This is a genomic window from Hyphomicrobium zavarzinii ATCC 27496 (assembly GCF_000383415.1).
Taxonomy (GTDB): Bacteria; Pseudomonadota; Alphaproteobacteria; order Rhizobiales; family Hyphomicrobiaceae; genus Hyphomicrobium_C; species Hyphomicrobium_C zavarzinii.
Genome location: NZ_KB911257.1, coordinates 610,685 through 634,883 on the forward strand (window position 1 = coordinate 610,685; position 24,199 = coordinate 634,883).

Here is a 24,199-nt window from a genome sequence, read left to right on the forward strand (position 1 = left end):
GCTACCCTCGCGGGCGCGCTGATCGCCTTCGGAGGCCCGGCCTCGGCCCATGAGATCCCGTGGAGCAATGGGGCCGCGCGCATCACGGGCTTTGGCCACTGCGCGAAGGGGGCGTGCCAGCGGCGCGCGTCATTCGAGAGCAGTGTTCCGCACCGCCATGTTGGGAAAGGCAAATGCGCGGGGTTAGGCGCAGGGGGATACGCTTTTGGCAGCAAGTTTGCCTGCTAGCAGCCGCCTTCCACTCTGCTCGCCAATTCCAATCTGCGCAGCGGTATCGAGACGCCACCGAGCACTCGGCACCGGTCGCCAGGTTGACCGCATTCCGAACAGCCTATTGGTGGTATGCTGTCGGCCCAAAGGTCGAATGGCGCGCCCGAAAGTACGGCGATGGCGATGATGATTCAGATGGTTATTTCGCCAACTTCGGTCATCCTCGAGCCTATGTTTTCATAGGTTTTCGCGACGGATTCCCAAACTCGTTTGATCTGGTTTCAGCTTGGACGATGTCGCATATGCCGAGTTTGCGGACGGTCAGTCGATGGCGAGGATTTCATTGCGCTTCTCACGGAAGTGCATCCGTGTACGCACTGCCGCCAGTCGTGGCTCGACGAGCTGCCGCGGAAGACCACGACTGACCATCCTTAGACATCCCCGGTATCTCGAGAGCGACGAGTTGCTTCGTCGTGGAGTGCAATTAGTTGCTTTATTTTTCTGCTGCGCTTGATCTCCGGCCGCACTGAATAAGCTTCTCATTTTTAGTTTCTTGGTCGCGTGTTGATTTTGTCTAAGCCTCCAGCGTCGAGACGGCGCACACGGCATCATCGCCTCGGCATTCTTACGAGCTCCATTGCCGCTAAACTTCTCGGGGGGATTTCAATGAGACCGGCACTTCGCCATATCGTGTTGACGGCTGGTGCCGTCGCTATCGCCGCAACCGCGGCTTTCGCTCAGTCGGCAGACACCTATCCGAGCGCTCCAATCAAGCTCGTTCTTCCGCTTGGGGCAGGTGGCGCCACGGACAACCTTGCCCGCATTTCGTCGGGTCCTGTCGAAACCAAATTCGGACAGCCGATCGTCATCGAGAACCGTCCCGGTGCGGGCGGGTCGCTCGCGTCCGCGGTGGTCGCGCAGTCAGAGCCCAATGGTCAGACGCTGCTGTTCGCGAACTTCGCGACCCACGCCGTTACCCCGACGCTGTTCACCAACCTCTCTTACGATCCGGTTAAGGACTTCAAGCCTGTGACGCTGATCGCCTCGCAGCCGCACTTCGTGCTGGTCAACCCCGATCTCGGAATCAATACGCTGGCCGAACTGATCGACTACGCCAAGAAGAACCCCGGCAAGCTCAACTTCGCGTCCGCCGGCGTCGGCAGCCCGCTTCATCTCGCGGCCGAATACTTCAAGATCAAGGCCGGTGTCGATCTCGTGCACGTGCCCTACAAATCGAGCGCGCCGGCATTGCTCGACCTGATCGCCGGCCGCGTGCAGGTGTTCTTCGACAACGTGTCGACCGCTCTTCCCCACGTTCAGGCCGGTAAGCTCAAAGCCCTGGCCATCACCAGCTCCAAGCGCTCGCCGCTGGCGCCCGAAATTCCGACGGTGGCCGAAGCCGGGCTCCAGGATTTCGAAACCTACGGCTGGTGGGGTGTGGCCGCGCCGGCCAAGACTCCGCCGGCGGTGATCGCGAAGCTCAACGCGGCCTATGTCGAGGCACTCAAGTCGCCTGAGGTTTCGACCAAGCTCGCGAGCCAGGGCTACGACGTGATCGCCAGCACGCCGGAGGAGTTCGAAGCCTACATCGGCAGGGAAATCGCAAAGTGGGCGCCGGTCATTAAGGCCGCCAACCTGAGCCCGACGAACTGAGACGGCATGGGCAGCGTTTTGCCAAATAAAGACACGTCATCCGTTCCAGAAAATGGTGCAACCGAAGCAAAGTCCTGGGTTCCGACCCAGGACTTTGCTGCTGGTATCGCTCTGCTCGCGCTCGGGGGCTTCGCGCTCTATCAAGGCGCGAGCCTGCCGGCGGGCTCGCTGAACGCGGTCGGTCCTGGGCTACTGCCGCGCGGCCTAGCGTTCGGGATCGTCTTCATGGGCGTCCTGATCATCCTGCTGGATTTCACACGTCCGGGGGAGCAACTGGGATTTGTCAATCTGCGGCCGCCGATCTTCATCTTCGCTGCATTGATGGCGTTCGCGCTGACGATCAAACCGCTAGGCTTGCTAGGCGCGGTTCCGATCACTGTCGGGTTGGCTGGCTTTGCCAGTGCCGAGACGCAGTGGCGTGAAATCGTCGTTCTCGCTGCGGTATTGACGGTCGCGTGCATCGCGGTGTTCGGATACCTGCTGACACTCAGCATCCCTGTTGGACCGAGCGGGTCGGCGGCGGCGTTTGCGGCGTTGTGGAAATGACCGAGCTGCTCGACCATCTGGTGTTCGGGCTCGCGGTCGCAGTGTCGCCCACCAACGTGTTTCTGTGCCTTGCGGGGTGTTTTCTCGGAACGCTGATCGGGGTTCTGCCGGGGATCGGCAGCATCGCCACCATCTCGATGCTGTTGCCACTGACATACAGCCTCGATCCGGTCGGCTCGCTGATCATGCTGGCGGGTATCTACTATGGCGCCCAGTACGGCGGGTCCACCGCCTCCATTCTCGTGAATGTCCCGGGCGAGGCGACCGCGATCATCACGGCGATCGACGGTCATCAAATGGCGCGGCAGGGGCGGGCAGGCGCGGCGCTCGGCATCTCGGCGATCGGGTCGTTCATCGCCGGTACGATCGCCACCGTGTTCATCGCGGCGCTCGCGATACCGCTGACGCGGGTGGCGCTGGAGTTCGGTCCCGCCGACTATTTCTCACTCCTTCTGTTGGGGGTGCTGGCCTCGGCGCTGCTCAATCGCGGCGCGGTCAGCAAATCCATTGCGATGATCCTGCTCGGAATGCTGCTCGCGACAGTCGGCATGGATCTCGAGACCGCGGCGCCGCGCTTGACGCTGGGCTATCCGCAACTGATGGAGCAGATCCCGTTCGCGGTGCTGGCGATGGGTGCGTTCGGCCTGGCCGAACTAGGCCGATCACTGGAAACGCCGGAAAACCGCGATGTGATCTCCAAGCAGATCGGAGGGCTGCTGCCGAGTCTTTCGGAGCTCAGGCAATCCGTAGCGCCGATCCTGCGCGGCACCGCGCTCGGAGGCTTGCTCGGGGTGCTGCCGGGTAACGGCGCGCTGCTGGGGCCGGTTGCGTCCTACGGCGTTGAAAAGCATCTGGCGAAAGAGCCCCAGCGTTTCGGAAGAGGCGCCATCGAAGGCGTGGCCGGGCCGGAGTCCGCCAACAACGCAGCGGCGCAGACCTCGTTCATCCCACTCTTGACGCTCGGCGTGCCCGCCAACGCGGTGATGGCGCTGATGCTCGGTGCCATGACCATGAACGGCATCGTCGCCGGTCCGCAGGTGATCGAGCGCAGCCCGGAGTTCTTCTGGGGCATGATCGCCTCGATGTGGATCGGCAACCTCATGCTGCTGGTCATCAACCTGCCGATGATCGGCATCTGGGTGAAGCTGCTCAAGGTGCCGTTCCGCATCCTGATGCCGTCGATCGTCGTGTTCTGCGCGATCGGCGCCTACTCGATGCGCAACGAGCCGTTCGACGTGGCGCTGGCCGGCTTCTTCGCGATTGGCGGCTACGTGCTGATCAAGCTCGGGTTCGAGCCGACTCCGCTGCTGCTCGGCTTTGTCATCGGCGACATGATGGAGGAGAAGTTCAGACAAGCTCTGATCATGTCGCGCGGCAGCCTCGCGATCTTCGTCGAGCAGCCGATCAGCGCGGGGTTGCTGGCGGTGACGCTGGCGTTGCTGTCGGTGCTGCTGTTGCCGCGCGTGCGGCGCAAGCGGGATGAGGTGATCGTCGAATGAGGTTGGGAACCGCGGAATGTTGAGATTAGACGATCATGAACAAGCCATGCTCGCCGGAGTGGAAGGTCGTGCGCGCCAGTGGGCCATGCAGCAGCTGATCCAGGTCGGCCGGTTCTTCGACGCCAAAGACCTAGTCAAGGTCTCGCAGGTGCACCTTATGGCGGACACCGAAGCGCTGGGCGAGGAGGGTATTCGCTTTCTCGAGGGTATTGCCGCCTATCCAGAGGCGGAGCGCCGGGTTCGGGTGCCGACGGTGACCGACCCGCGCGGCGCCGATTTCGCCGCCTACCGGCGCATCAGGCAGAAAGAGGAATTCGTCGCGTTGGAGAAGCGCGCCGCGGACGCTTTGCGTTCGCTCGGCATTCTCATGACCGATACCTGCATCAATTATCAAACCATCCTGCCGCCGGTTAAGGGCGAGCATCTGGCGTTTGGCGATACCGGATCGACGATCTACGCCAACTCGGTGCTGGGCGCGCGGACAAATTTCGAGGGCGGGCCGTCGGCGCTGTCCGCGGCGCTCACCGGCCGGGTTCCGCGCTACGGCTTTCATCTCGATGAACACCGGCGAGGGACGACGCGGTTCGCGGTCGAGGCCCGGCTCGCGGACTACTCCGACTGGGGTGCGCTTGGCGCCGTGATCGGCCGGCGCATGCGCTCGTACTTCGAGGTGCCGGTCGTCGAGGGCATCGCGTCGGCACCGACCTCGGACCAGATCAAGCATTTCGGGGCGGCACTCGCGAGCTACGGATCGACGCCGTTGTTTCATATGGTGGGCGTCACGCCCGAGGCGGGGCGGCTCTCCGACGTGATCGACGACCGCGCGCCGGCGATTTCGATAACGGACGCGGACCTCGCCGCCTATCGCACCTCGCTGACGCCGGTGGATGACACGCTCCATGTCGTCGTATTTGCCGCTCCGCAATTATCTCTGATCGAGCTGCAGCAGTTGGGGACGCTGCTAGACGGCCGGACAGTTCATCCCTCAGTCAGCCTGATCGCGACCACTAGCCCCGAGATCAAGTCCGCCGCCGATCGGCTCGACATCACGCGGAAAATCGACGGCGCCGGCGGTATCCTGCTTCAGGGCGTGTGCTTCTACCAAATGCACGCGCGCGAGATCGGAGAAGCCAACGGCTGGCGGCGGCTGATGTCGAACAGCGCCAAGCTGGTCAACATTCTCGGCGGCTACAACTACGAGACCGTGCTGGGTTCGATGGAGGCGTGTGTGGAGAGTGCAGTCGCCGGGAGGATCGTCGCGTGAGCCTGCGCCTCGTCAAGGGACGGCCCGGGATCGGCGACCAGGTGGAGGGCATCGCGCTCGTCGCTTCTGACAATTTCTCGGCGCGCTACGATCTAGATCGGATCAACGGCGTGTTCTCGCGGCGCTCTCATGCGCTTTACGGGCAGTCCTACGTCGGGCGGATACTGGTGCTCAATGCCGCGAAGGGTGGAGTCGCGACCGCCTGGATGCTGCGCGAGATGCAGGCGAGACAACTCGGGCCATCCGCGCTTCTACTCAATTTCGCTAATCCGATCCTGGCGCAGGGCGCGGCGTTCGCGGGCCTTCCTCTGATCGACCGGTTCGAGGCGGATATCACGTCGGTACTGAAGTCCGGTGATCGCGTTCGGGTTTCGCCGTGCACGGGGGAAGTTCTGGTCCTCGATCGCGACGCTGCGCAACCATGAGCGGCGCTCAGGATCCCGTCCACAGCAAGGCTGGAGTGGTGGTTGCCGGACACCCGCTTGCGGCCGAGGCCGGGCGCGAGGCGCTCGCCGCGGGCGGGAGCGCGACGGACGCGCTGATCGCATCGGCCGCGACGCTGTGCGTAGTGCTGCCCCAGGCGGTTACGCTCGGAGGCGACGCGTTCGGGCTGTTCTACCAAGCCGCGGATGCGACGGTCCATGGACTGAATGCCAGCGGGCGCGCCTCTCGCGCGCTTGTGCCCGATCGATTGCAACGATCCGATCTCGAACACGGCGCGCTTTCGCCGACGGTTCCGGCGTTGGTTCTCGGTTGGGAGGCGGCGCATCGCAGGTTTGGAAAGCTAGCCTGGTCAGAGCTGTTCGCGGCGGCGATTGCGGCCGCCGATCACGGCGTTCCGGTGTCGCGTATTCTGGCGTCGGCGATCATGCAGCACGAGGCGCTCATCGCGCGCGACGCGGGGCTGGCGGCGCTGCTGATCCCGAGCGGCCGGTCGTTGGTCGAAGGCGACCTTCTTCTCCAGCCGCAGTTGGCAGAGTGCTTTCGTACCATCGCGCGAGGCGGTGCGGCTGCCTTCTATCAAGGGCCCGTCGCGCGTTCGCTCGCCACGCGTATCGCACAGGGCGGTGGTTTGCTCAATGTGGATGATTTTGCGGGCAGCGCGACCGATTGGGTGGCGCCAATCTCGGTCGACTATCGCGGCCATATGGTCGCGACGGTTCCGCCGAATTCCTTCGGACTGCTCGGGCTACTGCAACTCAAGGAGCTCGATTCCCACGATCACGGCCGCGAATTGCCCGGGGCTAGGCTGGTGGCGCAGGTCGCTGCGGCCGAGCGGGCGTTCGTGACGGGCGCCGGCTATCTTGCCGATCCGGATGCGACCGGGATCACCGGCGCGGATCTCCGCTCGCTCCTGGCCAGCCCCATACCCAATGCGTCTGCGGCGCGGATCGGCTCCAGCCCCGGCGGAACCGCGGTTGCGATGGCCATTGACCGCGACGGAAACGCGGCTCTGATCGTGCAGAGCATATTCACGCTGTTCGGCAGCGGTGTCTTCGATGCCGAAACCGGCATTCTTCTCAACAACCGCATGCGCGGTTTCAGCCTCGATCCTTCGCATCCCAATGTGGTCGCTGCCGGAAAGCGGCCGGCGCACACGCTGAGCCCGATGATGATGCTCAGAGACGGGCGGCTGCGTCTCGTGCTGGCGACTCCGGGTGGTCTCGGACAGACGCCCACGCTGGTTCAGATTATCGACGGCCACATTGGTGCCGGGCTCGATCTCGAAACCGCGATCGCGCGTCCGCGCTGGTCCTACGACCTCGATCAGCGTGTAATCGTGGAGGCCGGTCTTTCCGATGACGTCGTTTCCGCGGTTGCTGCATGTGGTGTCTCGGTTTACCGGCCGACACGGGCTACGCCGTTCTTCGGATCTGTGAAGGCAATCCAGATCGCGCCGGACGGAACTTATCGCGGTGTCGCTGATCGGCGGAGGGATGGGGCAGTGGCCGGTGCCTAGTCCCCGAGCTGACACTGACCAAGATGCGGGAGGCAAATATGTCGATTGAAGATCGGTTGCGTGAGCTTGGTATCGCGCTGCCACGGCCGCGCCGCGTGCCGGCAAACTTCGTTCCGGGTGTGGTGGTCAACGATCTGCTCTGGATGTCCGGAACCCTCGGCACCATCGTCGACGCCGAGGACCGCGACGTTATTGCGACCCCTGGCAAGGTCGGAGAGCAGATCAGTCTTGAGCAGGGCTATCAATCGGCACGTCAATGCGCGATCAACCAGCTCGCCTGGATAAAGATGGTGCTTGGGAACCTCGATCGGGTTGCGCGCATCGTCAAGGTCAACGGCTATGTCAATGCCGTCTACGGGTACAACCAGGGACCGTGGGTCGTGAACGGGGCCTCCGACTTGCTCGTCGAGGTGTTCGGCGAGGAGCGGGGATCTCACGCGCGCGCCGTCGTCAGCGTGGCCGGGCTCGCGTTCGATGCGCCGGTAGAGATTGAGATGCTTCTGCATGTGCGGACATAGTCGCGATCACCATTGCGGAACATTTCTCAAAGGCGCGGCGGGCTTCTGCTTGGTCTCGCTCGGCTGGAGGCTCATCGGGAAGTAAGCGGATGCGCGAACCGATTGGCTCGTTCGCACGTGACCATCCCTTACGAGCGGTGCAATGCTCCTCGCAGAAGCGATATGCGCTTGGCGGGCACGTTGATGCGATGGGTCGGGTCGTTGATCGTACGTCGGCGAACTCGTCGCCGAGGTTTGCGCGCGGCTCGAAGGATTGCGATCGAAGCACCGCGCCGCGAGCCGTGCGAGGTGATAGGCCACAGCCGCGCCGGAGAAGCGCCGTCTATGATGGCTACGTCGATCTGTGCGGGCTCCGTTATCTCTCCTGCGCTTGGCGCAGCCATGTCAGGCCGCCGGCGGCGCGCGCCGCGCGAGCGTCGTGTCGAGAGCAGAAAGGATGGCGCGCTTCTCGTCGTCGAAGGAATGCGAGAGCCGGTCGCGCGGACGCGCGAGCTTGACATCGGAGACCTGGGCGACGCGTCCTGGGAACGGCCGCAACACCACGACGCGGGATGCAAGCGCCACGGCTTCCTCGATGTCGTGCGTCACCAGTACGAGCGTCGGACGCGTATCGGCCCAGATCTCGAGAAGATGATCCTGCAGCTCGACGCGGGTGAAAGCATCGAGCGCCGAGAACGGCTCGTCGAGAAGGATGACGCTCGGACGCGCCACCAGCGCGCGTGCGATCGCGACGCGCTGGCTCTGCCCGCCGGAAAGCTCACGCGGCCATCTTAGCGCATAGTCGGCGAGGCCGACGCGCTTCAGCGCCTGGTGGACGCGGTGGCGTCGCTCGGGCCGCGACAGGTGGGCGAGACCGAAGCCTACATTGCCCTCGACCGTAAGCCACGGCAGGAGGCGGGGCTCCTGGAAGACGATGCCGACGGCAGGATGTGGCGCGACGATGCGCGTGCCGTCGACGTCGATGGTGCCGCTCGTCGGATGGTCGAGCCCGGAGATGAGGCGGAGCAGCGTGCTCTTGCCCGAGCCGGAGCCACCAACGACGGCCACGATCTCGCCCGCCCCTACATCGAGCGTGATTTCGCGCAGCGCAGCCGTGCCGTTAGGGTAGGTTTTGCCGATGTTTCTGATGGAGAGCATGGCACCTCAACGGGCTCTGGCGAAGGAATCCTGCCACCTGAGAAACGGAGCCGTGAGCAGGGAAAGTATCCAGTCCGTGATCTGGCCCAATACGGCGAAGACGAGAATGGCGGCGACGATCTGCTGCGGTTTGCCGAGCTGCTGTCCGTCGACGAGGAGATAGCCCAGCCCCTCCGAAGCCCCCATGAACTCCGCCGCTACCACGAACATCCAGCCAAGCCCGAGCCCCTGGCGCAGCGCCACCACGTAGGCGGGCAGGATGGACGGCAGCAGGATGCGTCTCACGAGGCCGAGCGGCGAGAGGCGGAAAGCGCGCCCCACCTCGACGGTCTTGCGATCCACGGCCTCGATGGCGCCAAGCACGCCGAGGTAGACGGGAAAGAAGACGCCGACTGCGATCAGCGTGATCTTCGAGAGCTCGAAGATTCCGAACCAGAGGATGAAAAGAGGAACCCAGGCGATCGACGGCACGGCCCTGAGCCCCTGCAGCGACGGGTCGAGCAGCTGCCGGAAGCGGCGGAAATAACCGATCAGCGCTCCCACGAGCGTGCCGGCGACGGCCCCTGCCGCGAATCCCGCCAGCACGCGCAGCAGCGTCGCACGGATATGCACGTAAAGCTCACCCGTGGAGGAAAGCTCGGCGAGCGTGCGGAAGATCGCCGACGGCGGCGGAACCAGCCGGCCGTTCGCGAGGCCGAAATAGACCAGCGCCTCCCAGACCGCGCCAAGCGCGACAGGCAGCAGGAGCCCCGCGACAAACGGATAGGCTCCGGCGAACCGCGAGGTTCGCCGGAGCGCCGAAATTTCGCTTCTTGCCTCGATGGCGAGACTGCCGTCTGCGGGCATGCGCGATCCCGCCTTATTTCGCGGCCGTGGTGAAGGTGCCGTCGATCAACTGATCGACCACTGCCTGGATGTTGACGTCCTCCTTGATGACGCCGGCCTTCTGAAGTGCGAGGCCTGCTGCGAGGATCGTATCCTTCTGCTGCTGGCCGATCTTCGAGTGGGAGAGGTCCGTGCGCTCCTTGAGCTGGCGCTCGATGACGGCGTCGGGAAGCTTGGTCACTTCGACGAGCTGCTTCTTGAGATCTTCCGGGTGCGCAATCGACCATTCGCGTGCCTGCTCATAGGCGGCGAGTACGCGTTTCACCACGTCGGCGTGCTGCTTGGCGAACGCTTCGCGAACGTTGAGAACGCCCCAGCTGTTCGCCTCCTTGTTGCGGTGGAACAGGATGGCGCCATTCTCGATCTCGGCCGAGGCGGTCAAGGGGTCGAGGCCGGCCCAGGCGTCGACGTCGCCGCGCAGGAGTGCGGCCTTTCCGTCGCCGTGCTGCAGGAGAACAAGCGTGATGTCTTTCTCCGACAGGCCCGCTTCCTGAAGGGCGCGAATGAGGAAGATGTGCGGGTCGGTGCCGCGGGTAGCCGCAACGCGCTTGCCCTTGAGGTCGGCAACTGTCTTGATGCCGGTGTCGGGGCGCGTGACGAGCGTCGCCCACTCGGGCCGGGAATAGACGTAGATCGACTTGATCGGATTGCCGTTGATCTTGCCGACGAGGGCGGCTGCTCCCGCCGTCGACCCGAATTCGAGCGAACTCGCGTTCAGAAACTCGAGCGCTTTGTTGGAGCCGAGCGACTGCACCCACGTAATCTTGATACCATCCTTCTCGAATTCCTTCTCGAGCAGGCCCTGGTTCTTGAGCGCGATCGACACGGGATTGTAGGTCGCCCAGTCGATCTTGATTTCGGAAAGCTTCTCCTGGGCGGAGGCCAGCGCCGGCAGCGCCGCCGTGACGGCAAGCGAGAGCGCGGCGCGCGCCAGGCTCTTGAACGAAGGCGTCATGATGTGGATCTCCACTTTTGATCTAAATCAAGCCCGACGCTATCCGCCGCGGTCGGCCCTGCAAACGAAGAAGAACTGCTGATTATTCCAACGGCAGAGACGCGAAAGCTGCAGTCCAAGCGGCCAGCGGGGAGGCCGCCTGGACTGCGTGCCAGCGTCCCCCGTCAGGGAACCAGCGTGGCCGGATCGAGCTTGCCTTTGACGAAGCCGAAGCTGGTGCCCGCGTCGAGACGCTCGGCCAGAAGCTTCTTGAAACCGTCGTCGATCGTGATCTTGACGTCGTCGCGCGATTTGACCCCGTAAAGCGGGTTCTCGCCGGCGAGGCTCTTCACCACCGAGGCGTCGAGCCGCTGAGTCTCGGCGAACCACGCGGCGGATTCGTCCGGCTTGGTTGCGATGTAGAACACGGCGTCCTTCAACGCCTCGACGAAGGCGTCGACGGCCTTTGGGTTGCTCGCCAGATATTCTGAGCGCACGAGCGCGGTAAAATAGAAGGGCCAGGTGTGCACGCGCTTCGCGCCGAGCTTCGTCTCGAGCCGCTGCGTCTGCGGCTGGCGGATCAGCACCGCATCGACGAGGCCGGTCTCGATAGCGCCCGGAAGCTCGTTGGGCTGCAAATTGACGTACTCGAACGCATCCTTGTCGATGCCCTTATCCTTGAGCAGGATCAGGAGGTCGAGATGGGACTCGGTATTGAGCGAAAGCCCGATCTTCTTGCCCTTGAGATCCTCGATTGTCTTGGCCTGGCTGTCCTTCGGCACGAGCAGCGAGTGGCTAGATTGACCGAGGCTTGCGACGAACTTGATCGACCCTGGCGATTTTAGCGCGAGGTTGAAAGGCGGGATGAAGCTCGTCACGACAGCGTCGAGCTGACCAGACGCGAGGCCCTCCATCAGCGGCGGACCGAACTGGAAGCCCGTGAACTCCGCATCGAGATCGTGCTTTGCGGCCAGCCCCGCCTTCTGCAGGACAACTGGAACCTGACCGTTCATGCCGCTCGGATAGCCGATGCGGATCTTGGCATTCTCCGCTTGCGATTGTCCCTGAAGGCTCAAGAGGCCGACGGCTGCCAGAGCGATTACACGAAGGAGTGAGCGAGACATCTGAAAGGTCCTTTTCCTTTTCTAACGTGGATAGTGCCAGGGGACGATGACGCGCCGCTCGAGCACGCCGAGCGAGCCGATCATGAGAGCGCCGAGAAGACCGATGACGGTCATGCCGACGAGCACGCGGGAGGTCTCGAGGCTGAGCCGGCTGATCTGGATCATGTAGCCGAGCCCCGATTGGGCAGCGACCAACTCGGCCGTGACGACCGCCATCCAGGCCTGCCCGAGCCCGATGCGCAGGCCCGTTGCGATCGACGGCAGCGCGGACGGCAGCATGACGGTTGTGAGCAGCGCGAGCGGCGAGGCGCCGAGCGAGCGGGCCGCATTGACGTGCTCCTCCACGAGCGAGGTGCCGCCTGCGAACGCATTGATGAAGATTGGGAAGAACGCGGCGATCGCGGTGATGAAATAGCTAGGCGGGTCGCCGAGGCCCATCCACAGAATGGCGAGCGGGATCCACGCGATCGGCGGAATCGGCCGTATGAGCGCGATGAGCGGCATCACCAGCGCGCGTAGGATGCGCGAATAAGCCAGCACGAGCGCCAGCGGCACCGCGAGGCTTGCAGCGGCGAAAAAGCCGGCGAACACGCGGACGATGCTGGCCTTGACGTCGCCCGCGAGCGAGCCGTCGGCAATCAACTCGCCGTAGGTCGTGAGAACATCGGCCGGCGGCGGCAGGAGAACGTCGTTGTCGAGCTTGAGCGAGGCGAGTGTCCAGATCGCGAGAAAAATGGCGAGCCCCGCCGCGCCGAGCCCGATCGTCAAGGCGGCCTGCCGGATCCGGTCAAGCCTGTGGTCGCGCCGGTTCATCGGAATGCCTTCCGTGCTTCGATGCGGATCACATCCGCGATCTCGCGGCGGTGCTCGATGAATGCCGGCTGGTCCATGATGGCGTGCGCGCGCGGGCGCGGAAACGGGATCGAAATTTCTCGAGCGACGCGCCCCGGGAGCGATTCCATCACGATCACGCGGCCCGCAAGGAAGAGGGCCTCCTCGATGTCGTGGGTCACGAACACAACGGTGGGCTTGAGCTTGTCCCAGATCGCGAGCAGTTCCTCCTGCATGAGAGAGCGGGTCTGTGCGTCGAGCGCACCGAACGGCTCGTCCATGAGCAGCACGGGCGGGCGCGTCGCGAGCGCGCGAGCGATGCCGACGCGCTGCTGCATGCCGCCAGAAAGGCTCGACGGCCACGCATGCGCCACGTCCTTGAGGCCGACCAAGTCGAGAAGCGCATGCGCGCGTTCCAAGGGCCTGTCCAGCCCGAGCCGCCGCGGTCCGAAGGCCACGTTCTCGATCACGCTCATCCAGGGAAAAAGCGCATGCTTCTGGAAAACGATCCCGCAGCGCGCCGAAGGACCTAGGTGCGGCTGCTCGTCGAGAAGAACGCGGCCGCGATCCGGCGAGCGAAATCCCGCAAAGACGTTGAGCAAAGTGGATTTTCCGCACCCACTCGGTCCCAGTAGGGCGACGAACTCGCCCGCTCCGATCGAGAGCGAGACGTCGTCGACGGCCGGCCGGCTGCGTCCGTAGTTGATCGTCACGTGCTCGAGGCGCAAGCGCGGCTTGGCGAGAATGTTGTCGGTGGCCGATCCATCGGCGCTTGCGCCCGCGACAAGCCGCAAGCTCGGAGGCGCCTCCGTAGCCTGTGCGGAAGCCCCCGCAGGCGCGCCTGCAAGGTCCCGCAAAGACTGCTGGTGGACAATCCCCGCCACTTTGCTCGATGCCCCGATGTGAAAGTCCCCAATCGTCAACGAATACGAGCCCCCAAAAGTCTGGCGAACGAATAATTTATTGGATCGATATGAGGCTCGGCGCTCTTTGCTTGGGAGCGATCTGCGCTCACCCCGGCAGGAAAGGCGTCGAAATTTCGAGCACGCGCTCTGCCGGGCGATACCAGCCCTGCGGCGCGTGGCTGTCGTCGTGCAGGTAGAGGCGCACGCGCACGAGGCGTGAGCCGGCCGTGAAGGTGAAATGCCGGCTCATCGGCGGACACGTGACGAACGAGTGGTACTTGGAGAGCTGCGCGCAGTTGACGAAGTTTGTGTTCCAGCGGCGTTCCACGTGGCTGCGTCCGCTGAGGATGTCGTCCGGATGCGTATGCGTGTGTCCGCCGAGCCAGATGTCAACAGCACCCGGGTTGGCTTCGAGGTAACGCTCGAACCGCTGCGCCTTGGGCTCGTCGTCAACGAAATACAGATACGAGGCGCCTTCCGGTACGCCGTCGACGCCGTGGTAGCGCCCGTGGCGATAACGTCCATCGGGATAGCGCGAAACGCCCTCGAAATCGCCAGAGCCAACCGTCGTCTCACGCAGCATGTGATGGTGACAGCTCACGACGATCTCGCCCGCTTCGCGGGCGGCTTCGACCTTCTGCCGCCACCACTCCCACGTCTCGCCCGTTACCGCGCCGGCCGGTGAGCCGCCGCCGGATTCACGCCGCCCCACCGGATACGGCAGGTCGTTGCGGTCGCTCATCATGAGAAAGCGGATGTTGCCGACCTTGAACGTATAGCGATCCCACACGCCATCGACCGGGTAGGGCCGCTTGGCAGGGTCGACGCCCGACGTCTCAGGATGCTCCCCCAGCGGATCGATCCACTTGCGGAACCACCAGTTGGCGGGCTTGCCCAGGCTCGACGCGGCGTCTCCGGGCGAGCCGTCGTGATTGCCGGCGACCGGATAGATCTGCTCGCGCCGGTGTTGCTTCAGGACGCCGAGCTGGCGCACCACTTCTGCGCCCTGGGTATCGTCCGGGAGATCCCAAAGACCTGCGTTGTCGCCGAGGTCGAGCGCAATGTCCCAGCGGAACGACGGCCCGCCGAGCTCGCCGCCTTCTTCCGACTGGCGCAGCGCATTGGCGAGGCTTTCGGGGTAGCCGGCGGGCGGAATGAAGCCCATGCCGTTGCGGATGGCGGCCGAGACGGCGCGATCGGTCGCTGCGTGGGCATCCGAGAACACCCAGAGATGAAACGTGGCCGCCTCGCCGGCCGCACCGGCAGTTAGATCTGTCATGGAATCTACACCCCCAACCTCCATGCGCGCTTGAGCAGGCGGATTGGCGTCCGCCTGTTGCCGCACATCGCTTTGGAAATCCTTGAAGGATAAGGCGCGGCCAGTTGAAGCAATTAGTTTGCAGGCCGCTTAGACGATTTTCTCATATGAATTTTCATGCGTAGCGTGGCGAACACGACGGTCGTGTCACGCGGGCCTAGATGTTCAGAAAGTGCCTCTCCATCATCATGCGCGTCAGCGCGCCGAGTGCCCCGAATGGCTCGTCCATGGGCAGCAGGTCCGGCGGACGAGCCGTAGCGTCCCGTTACCCGACTATCGGGCAACTCCCGTCTTTCGCCCAATCGGAGAAGCTGAGGTAGTAGACACGCACATCATCACAGCCGGCCCGAACGGCAGCGACAGCGGCCAGCGCGGCGCGGCCTCCGCCGTCGCAATGGGTCACGATATGGTCTCCGGATTGGAAACCGGCATCAGCCAGCAGGCCGCGCAAGTGGCCGGCGGGCTTTAGACGGCCGTCGTCGAGCAGGTCAGAATGGGGGATCAGCCGCGCGCCCGGCAGATGGCCGCCGCGTGCATTACGCCGCAGATCCGTTCCCGTGTATTCGCCGACCGTGCGGGCATCGAAGACGCGAACGTCAGCGCCAAGCTCGGCCTTGAGCGTCGTCCGGTCGGCAAGCCCGACGGGCCCGCTTCCGGGGCGCGCCCGAAACGTCGTGGAATCCCTCGGCTTCGCGGCCGATACGGGCAATAGCGCGCCTCCTTCGAGCGCGGGCCATCCGCCGTTTAAGATGAACGCCTTGGCGCCGAAGTACTGCAGGATGAACCAGACGCGGGCCGCCTCAGTCATCCGGCCGTCGTCGTAGATGACGACAGGTCGTTGTCCGTCCACGCCGAGAGCGGCGATCTGGTGCTCCCAATAAGTGACGTTCTCAAAGGAAGTCTCGCCGGCCTTTGCGGCCGCCTCCCACTCCTCGATGGGCACCCGCATAGCGTGCGCTGCATGGCCAGAGTCGAAGGCGTCTGGCGATCGCACGTCGAGCAGGCGGTAGACGCCGAGCAACGGCACGGCAGCGGGTTCGATGACGGGGTCATGGGACATTCAAATGCTCCAGGGCAACTTGATGATTCGCGATATCCCGCCTTCGTGGATAGGGTGCGATGGTCACGGGCATGGCAGTAATTATTCCAACTGCAGACATCGATGGGAATGTCAGATGAGTTCGACTCAGACGACCTCTACATCCGCTTCCGGGACAGATCAGTCGTGGAGCTGTGTGAGGTCGACTAGGGAGCCATGTCGACTGCGCACCCCACCGGCCCGATAGCGCAATGTTCCGTCCGCCATAGATCAACGGCGATTGCACGCCTTGCGCTTTTGCTTGCCAGGCTTGGGCGTGATCGCTCCTCGCTCCAGGGTTCGCATGCTCGGGGAGCCGGTCGAAACGCTTGGAGGCGCTTGTACCCGGATGCGGGTATGTCCCGTTTCGCGACACGGCTCGAACCGCAGCAGCTTCGTTGCCAGCGCTTTAGCTTCAGCTTCGTCATGGGTCACCATGACAATTGTCGCGCCAGTATCACGCCACAGCGTGCGCACCAACCGCTGGAGCTGAGTTCGATTGGTCGGATCCAGCGCACCGAACGGCTCATCAAGCAACAGCAATTTCGGCCGGGCGATCATAGCCTGAGCAATCGCGAGGCGCTGGCACATTCCGCCAGAGAGTTCGTGCGGATATTTCCGTGCCGCTGTCTCTAGACCGACGTCTGCGAGCGCTTGCATGGCTCTTTCGCGGAGGACTTTCAGTGCGTGCCCGAATACCCATCCCGTCCGTGGCGCATGCTTGAATTTCAAACCTAGAAGGACATTATCCAGAGCCGTCTTGTGTGCGAAGACCGAGTAGTTCTGGAATACGATGCCGCGGTCCGGCGTCGGGTGGTCCGGCATCGGCGCACCCTCGAGCAGCACCCGGCCCTCTGTGGGCCGGAGCTGGCCGAGAAGAAGCCGCACGAATGTTGATTTGCCGCTCCCCGACGGTCCCGTGATCGCGCAGAAGCTCCCCTTTTCAACTGTGAGATCGACGCCCCGCAGGACCCACTGATTTCCAGCCTGGACGCCGACGCCCTGCACATCGATCGCACTCATGGGGTGGCCCTGCTCGCATAGATCCAAGGCCCCATGTATTCGGCGCCGCGCTTGAGGACGTAATCAAGCGTGAACGCAATGAGCGTGATCCAAAGGACGTACGGGATGATGACATCCATCGCCATGTAGCGGCGCACCAGAAAGATGCGATAACCGAGGCCGCTCTGCGCGGCGATCGCTTCTCCTGCCAGCAAAAACAACCACGCCGAGCCAAGACCCACCCGAACGCTTTCGAGAAGGCGCGGCAGCATCTGCGGCAGCACGATGGTACTCACAATAAGATGCGTGGACGCCCCAAGCGTCTGCGCCTTGATCAGCACCTCAACCGGGATTTCCTGCGTTCGTGTCGCGATGTCGCGCGCAATGAATGGAGCGATGCCTAACACGATCAGGAAAATCTTCGAAGCTTCCCCTAGTCCCATCGTGATGAGAATAATCGGAAGTAGCGCGAAGGGCGGAATGATCGAGACGACTGCAACAAACGGCGAGAACATTGCGCGGATAAAGGGAAACAGACCGAGGGCGATGCCGACGGCTAAGCCGATCAACGCTGCAAGTCCTAGCCCAATGACGAGCCGCTCCAGACTCGAAAAGGTATCTGCGGCAAACACACTCAACCCCGAGTGGGGATCAATCGCGCCACCGATCCGCTTCACACCCTCGTACATGGCAAAAGCGGATGGCAACAGATTTTCGCGCGCGTTCTCGGCAAGCCGCGATGCGGACGCGCTCGCATAGGCTATCGCAGCTACGACAAACGGGACCGCCCCGAGAGCCAGTGTGGCTCTACGGGACGGCCTTGCGTTGACGAGACGCGTCTTGCTCACAGCTTGCCGGCCGCCGCTTGCGCGATGAGGTCACGATCGAAGCGAAGCAGAACGTTGTCCTTGCTTCCCACGACCTCGCCGGTGGGGAGTTGGATGCCGATTGAGTCGGCTTCCTTTACGTCCTTGCCGAGAAGCTGATAGCGGTGCGCGAAATCGCGAACACGAACCAAGGTCTCTTTCGTCTGCGCGCGATCCGCGAAGGCCAGAGCATCTGCACCGTTCGAGAATAGGCCGACAGACGTCAGCTGCTGCTCGTAGGTCGCCGGGTCGGTCGCGGAAGCCTCGGCCAGCGCCTTGATCACTTCCGGGCGCTTGGGATCTGCCTTGTTGTTGATGATCGCGGCCACCTCGTACCAGGCACCAAGCAGGGCCTTTGCGTAGTTCGGGTTTTCCTTGAGCTTGCTGGTTCGGATGATGATCGACTCGAACACCTCACCCGGAATATTCGACGAATCGAACACGATGTGTGCATCGCCGCTCTGCTTGATCTGGTCGATCTGTGGTTGCCAGGCGACCAGCGCCGAAAGCTCGGGAGCCTTGTAGGCGGCGACGAAATCTGCGTCGCCAATATTGATCCGCTTTATGTCATCGAAGGGAATATTCGCAGTCTCGAGCGCGCGATCAAGAAGGTAGTGGGAGACTGAATACTCGACCAAATGGGCCGTCTGCCCCTTGATATCGGCAAGCTTGTCCTTGCCTTTGAGCACGATGGCGTCTGCCCCGTTGGAGTAGTCGATGGGGAAGATTGTCGTATCGACGCCGTTGGCTACGGGGATGGAGTAGACATCTGCAATGCTTGCTAAAACGCCATCAAGGCCGCCTGCCGAATACTGGTTCACGGATTCGACATAGTCGTTGAGCTGAACCAGCTCGATATTGACGTCGTACTTGTCAGCCCACTTTTTTAGAATGCCGCTCTGCTGGGCATAGCTCCACGGCATCCACGGCGTGAATACGATCCAGCCGAAGCGGAAAGTGGGTTTGTCTGCCGCCGTAGCCCCGCCTATGGACATTGCCACTGCCGCAAGCGATGCGATCAGCATCGCAAAAAGTCGCGCATTCTTCATCTTCAACTCCGATTGTAAAAGGATAGCTTCAGTCAGCGATCAGAACGCCAGGAGGTTTTCTCTCAGCGTCTTGTGCGTGTATTCGGTTCGCACCAGCCCGCGCCGCTGCAGTGCAGGCACCAGACCGTCGGTCACCGAAATTACGTGCCGGCGATTGGTCGAAAGCGCGGGCGTGGTGATGAGGAAGCCGTCTCCGCCGACCTCCTCCATCGCGGCTTCCATCTTGTCCGCCACAGTGTCAGGCGTGCCGACGAGTTCGATCGACGCGCAGATTCCGCCGGAGGCTTCGATGACGAGTTGCCGGAGCGTCTTGTTTTTCCCCCACTGCTGGAACTTGTCGAGCGATCCCTGCTCACCGTTCGTGGTGAGCTTCTCCGGCAAGGGCTTGTCGAGATCGAAAGCCTTGAAGTTGATGTCAGTGATGGCAGAGATCAGAGCCAGGTTCTGTTCGATGAAGGTCGCGTTATGCGCGGTCCGTTCGTACTGCGCCTGCGCCTCAGCGTCCGTCTCGCCGAGAACCGGCGTGATCAGGAACAGGACTTTGACATCATCCGGATTGCGTCCATGCTTCGCCGCGCGCGCGCGGATGTCGTCACGATAGGCCTTCATGCCTTCGATGCCGTTTTCGACAGCGATGATTGCGTCGGCGTGCTTGGCCGCAAAGTCACGGCCCGTCGGAGATCCACCCGCCTGCAACAACGTCGGACGCCCTTGTGGAGACCGGAGCGTGTTCAGCGGCCCGCGGCATTTGAAATACTTGCCCTGGAAATCAATCGTCCGGACCTTTGTGTGATCCACGTAGGTTCCGGTCTCACGATCCCGGACGAGCGCGCCCTCATCCCATGAATCGATCAGTTGGTAAAAGAGATCCATGTACTCGTGGGCCACCTCATAACGCTTCTCGCGCGGCGGAAGCTCGTCGAGACCGAAGTTCTGCGCGGCAGCGTTTTCCGCGCTGGTCACGATGTTCCAGGCGAACCTACCGTTGGTGAGATGGTCTACGGTAGACGCAAGGCGAGCGAGCAGGTACGGCGGATATCCAAGCGTGGACATCGTCGCCACGACACCGAGACCCTTCGTGTGTGCCGCCATCAGAGTGGCCAAGGGCACTGGATCGTGTTTCGGCGCCATGCCGAGGCCGAGCTTCAGGTAGCTCTCGAAACTGCCGCCGTAGGCTTCGGGAATGGCCAGCTTGTCCTCGAGCATGATGAAATCGAAACCAGCGCGGTCGAGCGCGCGCGCCATGTCGATGTGAAAGCTGCCGTCCCAGCTGTTGCCGCCGTTGGAGAACGGACCGTTCCATTCGTCGGCCGTGAAGTTGGTGAACCACCCAAGGTGAAACTTCGTCTTCGTTCCGTTTTTCGTCGTCGAGTTTGACACGTTGTAGTCCTCATGAAGCGAACAGTTCGCGTGCAACAGTTTGGCTGCTGCACGCTCAGGCGAATGAAGGATCGGGAGTGTTGCACGCCGGGCCATGCACCCGAGTTTTCAGACGCTCGCCTGTTTCGCGCGCGCTTGCGGCCGCGATCGTCTTGCGGGCTTTCTCAAGCGCCACCGCCGATTTGATCCAGCCGTAGGGATTCTCCGGGCGCGCCGTGATGCGTTCCGACGCAAGAGCGGTCGCGAGATTCGTCCAATCGGAGCGGATGGCTGCTTCGATAAGCGTACGATCGAGAACGTCGCGCTGCGCGGCCGAACCGCCGAACTCCACTGCATGGCCCCGCGCGTTGAGTATTTCCTCCGCGGCGTCGCGATAGCGTTGCTCCCCGAACGCGAGAAACGCCTTCGCGAGAGGGATGCCGACACGTTGACCGTTGGCCCGGTTGTTCGTCTCCGCACCATCCGACGCGACGAAAGCTTCGAGGTTGGCTAAGACGCGGCGCGCTTCCCCTAGGTTTTCTGCGCCCACGTGGGCCATCACAGCGTGCACGTCGTTAAAGACGTAGTGCGACACATCGGGAAGAACGGTCTCCCACGCGGCAGAAAGTGTCTCAAAGCGCGAGCGAACGTCCACACCTTCAAGATGGGCCCGCCATAACAAAGCCGACGCATCGAGCAAGACGAGCGCTATTTTCGGGCTGTCGTCATGAAAGAGCGCCCGGTCGTAAACCTCGAGTGCGCGCCCATAGTCGCCAAGATCCAGATGGAATAGGCCCTTGTGCCACCAGTTATGGGCGCTGAAGAGATTGCCGGCCGCCCAACTGTCCTTGCGCGCGTTCAGGAACGAAAGCCCGGCCCCGATCGCGCCGCGCATTTCAAGAGAATGCGTCACTGCATGGATCGCCCACACGTCATCAGGCCGATAATCGAGCGCGAGACGGCCATGGTGTTCCGCCCGCTCATATTCGCCGTTTTCCTCGAGGCCGAACGCATAGCAGCCATGGACAACACCATACTGGGCATCGCTGCGGTGCCACTGTCCGATCTGTCGCGCGACACGATCTTTCAGGTTTCGCGTGTTGCCCGAGAAGAAGTCGAGCTCGTGCCCTATGCGAAGACCGAGAATGTCGCGCGGTTCGTCGATCCCCAACCTGTCGAGAACACGGGCCGCCTTTCGCATATCGCCGCCAATCCAGGCATCGATCGCTTCGGCGTGCGCCCGCTCGCGGTCCGACCAAGACGATGCGGGAGCATGCGTCTTCAAGTTCGCGATCGTCTCGACAGCCAATGCCGTCGAGGCAGGCTCGGTCATGAACAAATGCAGGTAGGCCTTAGCGAAGGACGCCATCGGAAAATTCGGCGTTGCCGAAATAGCTTGATCTAGCGTGTCGAAGACAGTGGTCTTGAACAGCACCAGCTCGTCGACGCCCTGCCTATAGAGCGCGGCTGAATTGGCGTCCGCGCCAGTCAGCGGCAGACCTTGCAAGTCAACCTGCATCGGCTTTCTCACCTTGTCTGAAATGGCCAAAAGTTGCCTGAGGAGTGGCGATTGCGCCAACGGCGCGCTCCCGCGTCCTGGTCAACGACCGCCTCCCCGTACTTCCGCGTGCCCGTGGCCGCGACGGATCGGAGGCCCTTGATCCCGAGCTCCGGGCAAGGAGGAACTTCAGCCGCTCGGTAACGGAGCCGGCGAATGCCGATACGATCCACGGGTCTTCGCGGCTCGTGCCGGTGGGAACGAGTACGCCCTCATGCCCGAGAGCATCAGCCGCCAGAACGACCTGCTCGAGATATGTAACATCGGGCTCGCGTCCGCTGACATCGACGCTGAGCGAGCGGCTGTCTCTATGCGTCGGCAAAAACCAGGAGTTGATGATTGGTGTTAGCATCGCTGAAAGCCGCAGGTGAGCAATTCTTCGACCCAGGCTTCTAACGAGCGCTCAATTCAAAACAACGTCGTATTTGTGATAAGAAAATCAAGCCACTTGAATTGCACTCAAACGGCTTGACTTTTTACGTCTGAAAAAAGCTAATGAATTTTTCGTATTTGCCCGCTGTCCCCCAGGTTAAGTATCCACCACAGGAGCCGCGCCCGCCGTCTACAAGACGAGCCGCGTCGTTTTGCGGCGCAAGCAGAGGCTTCCATGGTCGCCAACTCATGCCGTCGTCTGAAAGGTTCATTCAAAGTCGCAGGGGTGTCCGCTGGCGTCCGCGCTCCTTCTCGAACGCGCACCTTGGCGTTAGCCATCGGGGCCGCTGTCGGCGATCGCGTGGAAACCGAGACATCGGTCGTCGATGTGTCAACGCTTTGGAAGCAGATCGCGGTAGTCGCCAACCCGAAAGACGCCGATCAAGAGGCACAGGCCACGTTCCGCGCCATTGAGGATGCCGACCTCGTCGTCACGGCATCGCCCACCGCCATCGCAAGCTGATCAAGCAAGCAGAAAGCTCAATATCCCGAGGTGACTGCCCCCCTCAGAATGTCGCCGGGGTGTTGAACCAAAGCACCCTCAACGTAGTCTTACCGGCGTTCCGATAGCCATGCGGAAGCTCTGACGGAAAATAGAAGGTATCGCCGGCTTTCAGCGCATAAATCTGATCCCCCACTGAAAGCTCCAGCGTGCCCTCCAGCACGTATCCGAAATCCTCACCCTTATGGACAATCCTGCCATCGCTCCGGCAGCGCGGAGGTACCGTATGAATATTAGCCTGGAACAACACCGGACCCGGAGACGGGGTCAGCAATTCCAGCGAAACGTCGCTTCCTTCCGCGCCAGCGTTCCGAACGATGAATGGACGCTCCCCTTGTCGCGTAACCACTCGGGCGGCACTCGGCTCAAATAGGGCCGTCATATTCGTTCCTAGACTGGCGACGAGCCGATGCAGCAAACCGATCGATGGCGTAATGCGGTCATTTTCGACTTTTGAGAGCATACTTTCCGAGCAATCGGCCCTGCTTGCCACCTCTTTGAGGGTTAGGCGTTTCGCGAGGCGAAACTGGCGAAGCTTGGCGCCCATTTGCACTGCACCTGCCAGCCCCTCAACTGCCATTGCCTTTCTCTCCTGCCAATCGCAGCGCTAAATATACATTCTTCGATGCAACGACAATCCCTAACACTGATTATCGCTTCCACTTCATTCTCATATCGAATGCAGAAATTTAGTGACTGCCTTTGAGCCGCTGGGCCGGGAGAAAGCCGGGTCAGTTCCTATTCGCAAGCCGAGGCGATATCTCCCACGGAATGACGACGGGCAGTACGCCCGGCTCGTTCACCGGCGAAATTCGGAACGCACTCCTTGCGACGTACCAAGGCGGTGTTGATCTACCAGCGCACCGGGCCATCGCGATCGCCGAGAAGATCGACATCTGACGCGATACCCTCAATAAGCAGACGTGGTTGGCGACGGCCTTGGCCTCGCCGACCATGGGGACGCCGATCGCCGCTATTGGGACGGACCGCATTTATGCGACGCATCTGACGCCAAACCGTTGATGGCAGCTTCTGACCTAAACTCCGATAGTTTATGGACGGCTTGGGACCATCGTGACATCAATCCGTCGCGCCGGGCGTGATCGTCGGTCGGTCCCAGAAACTGCCGTAAACACAGTTGCCTGCTCCTCGTAGAGGTTCCTGTGGTAGAGGTCTTCGAATCCTGGCCTCTTGGCCGCCTCCAGTGCACGTTGATGATGTGGACCCGCTTCACCGTGTGACAGCCACTGCTGCGCCGGCCACTGCCCGGTTCGCGCGACGCCCGTTGCAACGAAAGATGGCGGTGTAGCAATTGCCACCAGACCTTAGCCTCGTCCATGGACCGAATGGTTGGCGTGGGGTGGCAAAGGCAGAAGGAGCCATCATCGTTGATGTGACGCTCCGGACAGGCGCGTGGCAGAACCGTTCCGGGAGGCCTCCCTCACCGCCGCGCGGTCGGTGAAGCCCTCAATGCTCAGCTCGACCGTCAGTCCGCGCGCTGCGCCAGGCGGCAGGTTGCTCAATATACACGCGCTGCGGAACAGAAGCGGCTCGCATGGTCTGCTATCG

Annotated in this window: 24 protein-coding genes; 9 read left to right on the top strand and 15 right to left on the bottom strand. The window is 62.5% G+C overall.

The window, feature by feature from the left end:
- Positions 1-876: 876 nt before the first annotated feature.
- The 7 genes from F812_RS0110790 to F812_RS0110820 are packed head-to-tail and all read left to right on the top strand — an operon-like array spanning position 877 to position 7,650.
- The gene (locus F812_RS0110790) at positions 877-1,863 is read left to right on the top strand and encodes a Bug family tripartite tricarboxylate transporter substrate binding protein (RefSeq protein WP_026868037.1); all 987 of its coding nucleotides are present in this window, start codon (positions 877-879) and stop codon (positions 1,861-1,863) included.
- Positions 1,864-1,869: 6 nt separating this feature from the next.
- Positions 1,870-2,409 (top strand): tripartite tricarboxylate transporter TctB family protein, encoded by a 540-nt coding sequence (locus F812_RS23495; protein ID WP_020085993.1) that lies wholly within the window; start codon positions 1,870-1,872, stop codon positions 2,407-2,409.
- Complete coding sequence (locus F812_RS0110800; protein ID WP_020085994.1) at positions 2,406-3,908, top strand: tripartite tricarboxylate transporter permease; 1,503 nt, start codon at positions 2,406-2,408, stop codon at positions 3,906-3,908. Before F812_RS23495 ends, F812_RS0110800 begins: the two co-directional genes overlap by 4 nt.
- Positions 3,909-3,924: 16 nt before the next feature.
- Positions 3,925-5,172, top strand: a complete 1,248-nt coding sequence (locus tag F812_RS0110805) for an aconitase X (RefSeq protein WP_083929159.1) — start codon at positions 3,925-3,927, stop codon at positions 5,170-5,172.
- Positions 5,169-5,597: an aconitase X swivel domain-containing protein gene (locus tag F812_RS0110810; RefSeq protein ID WP_020085996.1), complete on the top strand. Its 429-nt coding sequence runs from the start codon at positions 5,169-5,171 to the stop codon at positions 5,595-5,597. The genes F812_RS0110805 and F812_RS0110810 overlap by 4 nt, the downstream gene beginning before the upstream one ends.
- Complete coding sequence (locus F812_RS23500) at positions 5,594-7,132, top strand: gamma-glutamyltransferase family protein (RefSeq protein WP_020085997.1); 1,539 nt, start codon at positions 5,594-5,596, stop codon at positions 7,130-7,132. Before F812_RS0110810 ends, F812_RS23500 begins: the two co-directional genes overlap by 4 nt.
- Before the next feature lie 38 nt (positions 7,133-7,170).
- Positions 7,171-7,650: a RidA family protein gene (locus tag F812_RS0110820; RefSeq protein WP_020085998.1), complete on the top strand. Its 480-nt coding sequence runs from the start codon at positions 7,171-7,173 to the stop codon at positions 7,648-7,650.
- A 384-nt stretch (positions 7,651-8,034) separates the two neighbouring features.
- Here the strand turns inward: F812_RS0110820 and F812_RS0110825 are convergent, their stop codons facing one another.
- The 13 genes from F812_RS0110825 to F812_RS23505 form a co-directional block, all read right to left on the bottom strand.
- Positions 8,035-8,787: an ABC transporter ATP-binding protein gene (locus tag F812_RS0110825; RefSeq protein WP_020085999.1), complete on the bottom strand. Its 753-nt coding sequence runs from the start codon at positions 8,785-8,787 to the stop codon at positions 8,035-8,037.
- A gap of 6 nt (positions 8,788-8,793) precedes the next feature.
- On the bottom strand, positions 8,794-9,633 hold the full coding sequence (locus F812_RS0110830) for an ABC transporter permease (RefSeq protein WP_020086000.1): 840 nt from the start codon (positions 9,631-9,633) through the stop codon (positions 8,794-8,796).
- A gap of 13 nt (positions 9,634-9,646) precedes the next feature.
- Positions 9,647-10,627, bottom strand: coding sequence for an aliphatic sulfonate ABC transporter substrate-binding protein (locus tag F812_RS0110835; RefSeq protein ID WP_020086001.1), 981 nt, complete (start codon positions 10,625-10,627; stop codon positions 9,647-9,649).
- A gap of 164 nt (positions 10,628-10,791) precedes the next feature.
- Positions 10,792-11,730 carry an ABC transporter substrate-binding protein gene (locus F812_RS0110840; RefSeq protein WP_020086002.1) on the bottom strand — a complete coding sequence of 313 codons (939 nt, stop codon included), beginning with the start codon at positions 11,728-11,730 and terminating at the stop codon, positions 10,792-10,794.
- Positions 11,731-11,751: 21 nt separating this feature from the next.
- Positions 11,752-12,543, bottom strand: a complete 792-nt coding sequence (locus tag F812_RS0110845; RefSeq protein ID WP_020086003.1) for an ABC transporter permease — start codon at positions 12,541-12,543, stop codon at positions 11,752-11,754.
- Complete coding sequence (locus F812_RS0110850) at positions 12,540-13,484, bottom strand: ABC transporter ATP-binding protein (protein ID WP_245257666.1); 945 nt, start codon at positions 13,482-13,484, stop codon at positions 12,540-12,542. The genes F812_RS0110845 and F812_RS0110850 overlap by 4 nt, the downstream gene beginning before the upstream one ends.
- 88 nt (positions 13,485-13,572) lie before the next feature.
- Positions 13,573-14,745: a metallophosphoesterase gene (locus F812_RS0110855; RefSeq protein ID WP_020086005.1), complete on the bottom strand. Its 1,173-nt coding sequence runs from the start codon at positions 14,743-14,745 to the stop codon at positions 13,573-13,575.
- 304 nt (positions 14,746-15,049) lie between these two features.
- Positions 15,050-15,844, bottom strand: a complete 795-nt coding sequence (locus F812_RS0110860; RefSeq protein ID WP_020086006.1) for a sulfurtransferase — start codon at positions 15,842-15,844, stop codon at positions 15,050-15,052.
- 249 nt (positions 15,845-16,093) lie between these two features.
- Entirely contained in the window at positions 16,094-16,885 is a 792-nt protein-coding gene (locus F812_RS0110870) for an ABC transporter ATP-binding protein (RefSeq protein WP_020086007.1), read from the bottom strand.
- The gene (locus tag F812_RS0110875) at positions 16,882-17,553 is read right to left on the bottom strand and encodes an ABC transporter permease (protein WP_020086008.1); all 672 of its coding nucleotides are present in this window, start codon (positions 17,551-17,553) and stop codon (positions 16,882-16,884) included. The genes F812_RS0110870 and F812_RS0110875 overlap by 4 nt, the downstream gene beginning before the upstream one ends.
- Before the next feature lie 155 nt (positions 17,554-17,708).
- Entirely contained in the window at positions 17,709-18,779 is a 1,071-nt protein-coding gene (locus tag F812_RS0110880) for a putative urea ABC transporter substrate-binding protein (protein ID WP_020086009.1), read from the bottom strand.
- A gap of 39 nt (positions 18,780-18,818) precedes the next feature.
- A complete protein-coding gene (locus F812_RS0110885; protein WP_020086010.1) occupies positions 18,819-20,255 on the bottom strand; it encodes an NtaA/DmoA family FMN-dependent monooxygenase in 1,437 nt (478 codons plus the stop codon).
- A complete protein-coding gene (locus F812_RS23505; protein WP_198011173.1) occupies positions 20,215-21,717 on the bottom strand; it encodes a tetratricopeptide repeat protein in 1,503 nt (500 codons plus the stop codon). The genes F812_RS0110885 and F812_RS23505 overlap by 41 nt, the downstream gene beginning before the upstream one ends.
- A 586-nt stretch (positions 21,718-22,303) precedes the next feature.
- Between F812_RS23505 and F812_RS0110895 the strand changes: the two genes are divergently transcribed.
- Positions 22,304-22,591, top strand: coding sequence for an NAD(P)H-dependent oxidoreductase (locus tag F812_RS0110895; RefSeq protein ID WP_083929161.1), 288 nt, complete (start codon positions 22,304-22,306; stop codon positions 22,589-22,591).
- Positions 22,592-22,634: 43 nt separating this feature from the next.
- Here the strand turns inward: F812_RS0110895 and F812_RS0110900 are convergent, their stop codons facing one another.
- Complete coding sequence (locus F812_RS0110900) at positions 22,635-23,210, bottom strand: cupin domain-containing protein (protein WP_020086013.1); 576 nt, start codon at positions 23,208-23,210, stop codon at positions 22,635-22,637.
- A gap of 191 nt (positions 23,211-23,401) precedes the next feature.
- Between F812_RS0110900 and F812_RS27120 the strand changes: the two genes are divergently transcribed.
- Complete coding sequence (locus F812_RS27120) at positions 23,402-23,530, top strand: hypothetical protein (RefSeq protein ID WP_020086014.1); 129 nt, start codon at positions 23,402-23,404, stop codon at positions 23,528-23,530.
- A gap of 73 nt (positions 23,531-23,603) precedes the next feature.
- On the opposite strand, the gene F812_RS27285 is transcribed toward F812_RS27120, so the two are convergent.
- Entirely contained in the window at positions 23,604-24,050 is a 447-nt protein-coding gene (locus F812_RS27285) for an E2 domain-containing protein (RefSeq protein ID WP_425337462.1), read from the bottom strand.
- Positions 24,051-24,199: the final 149 nt, after the last annotated feature.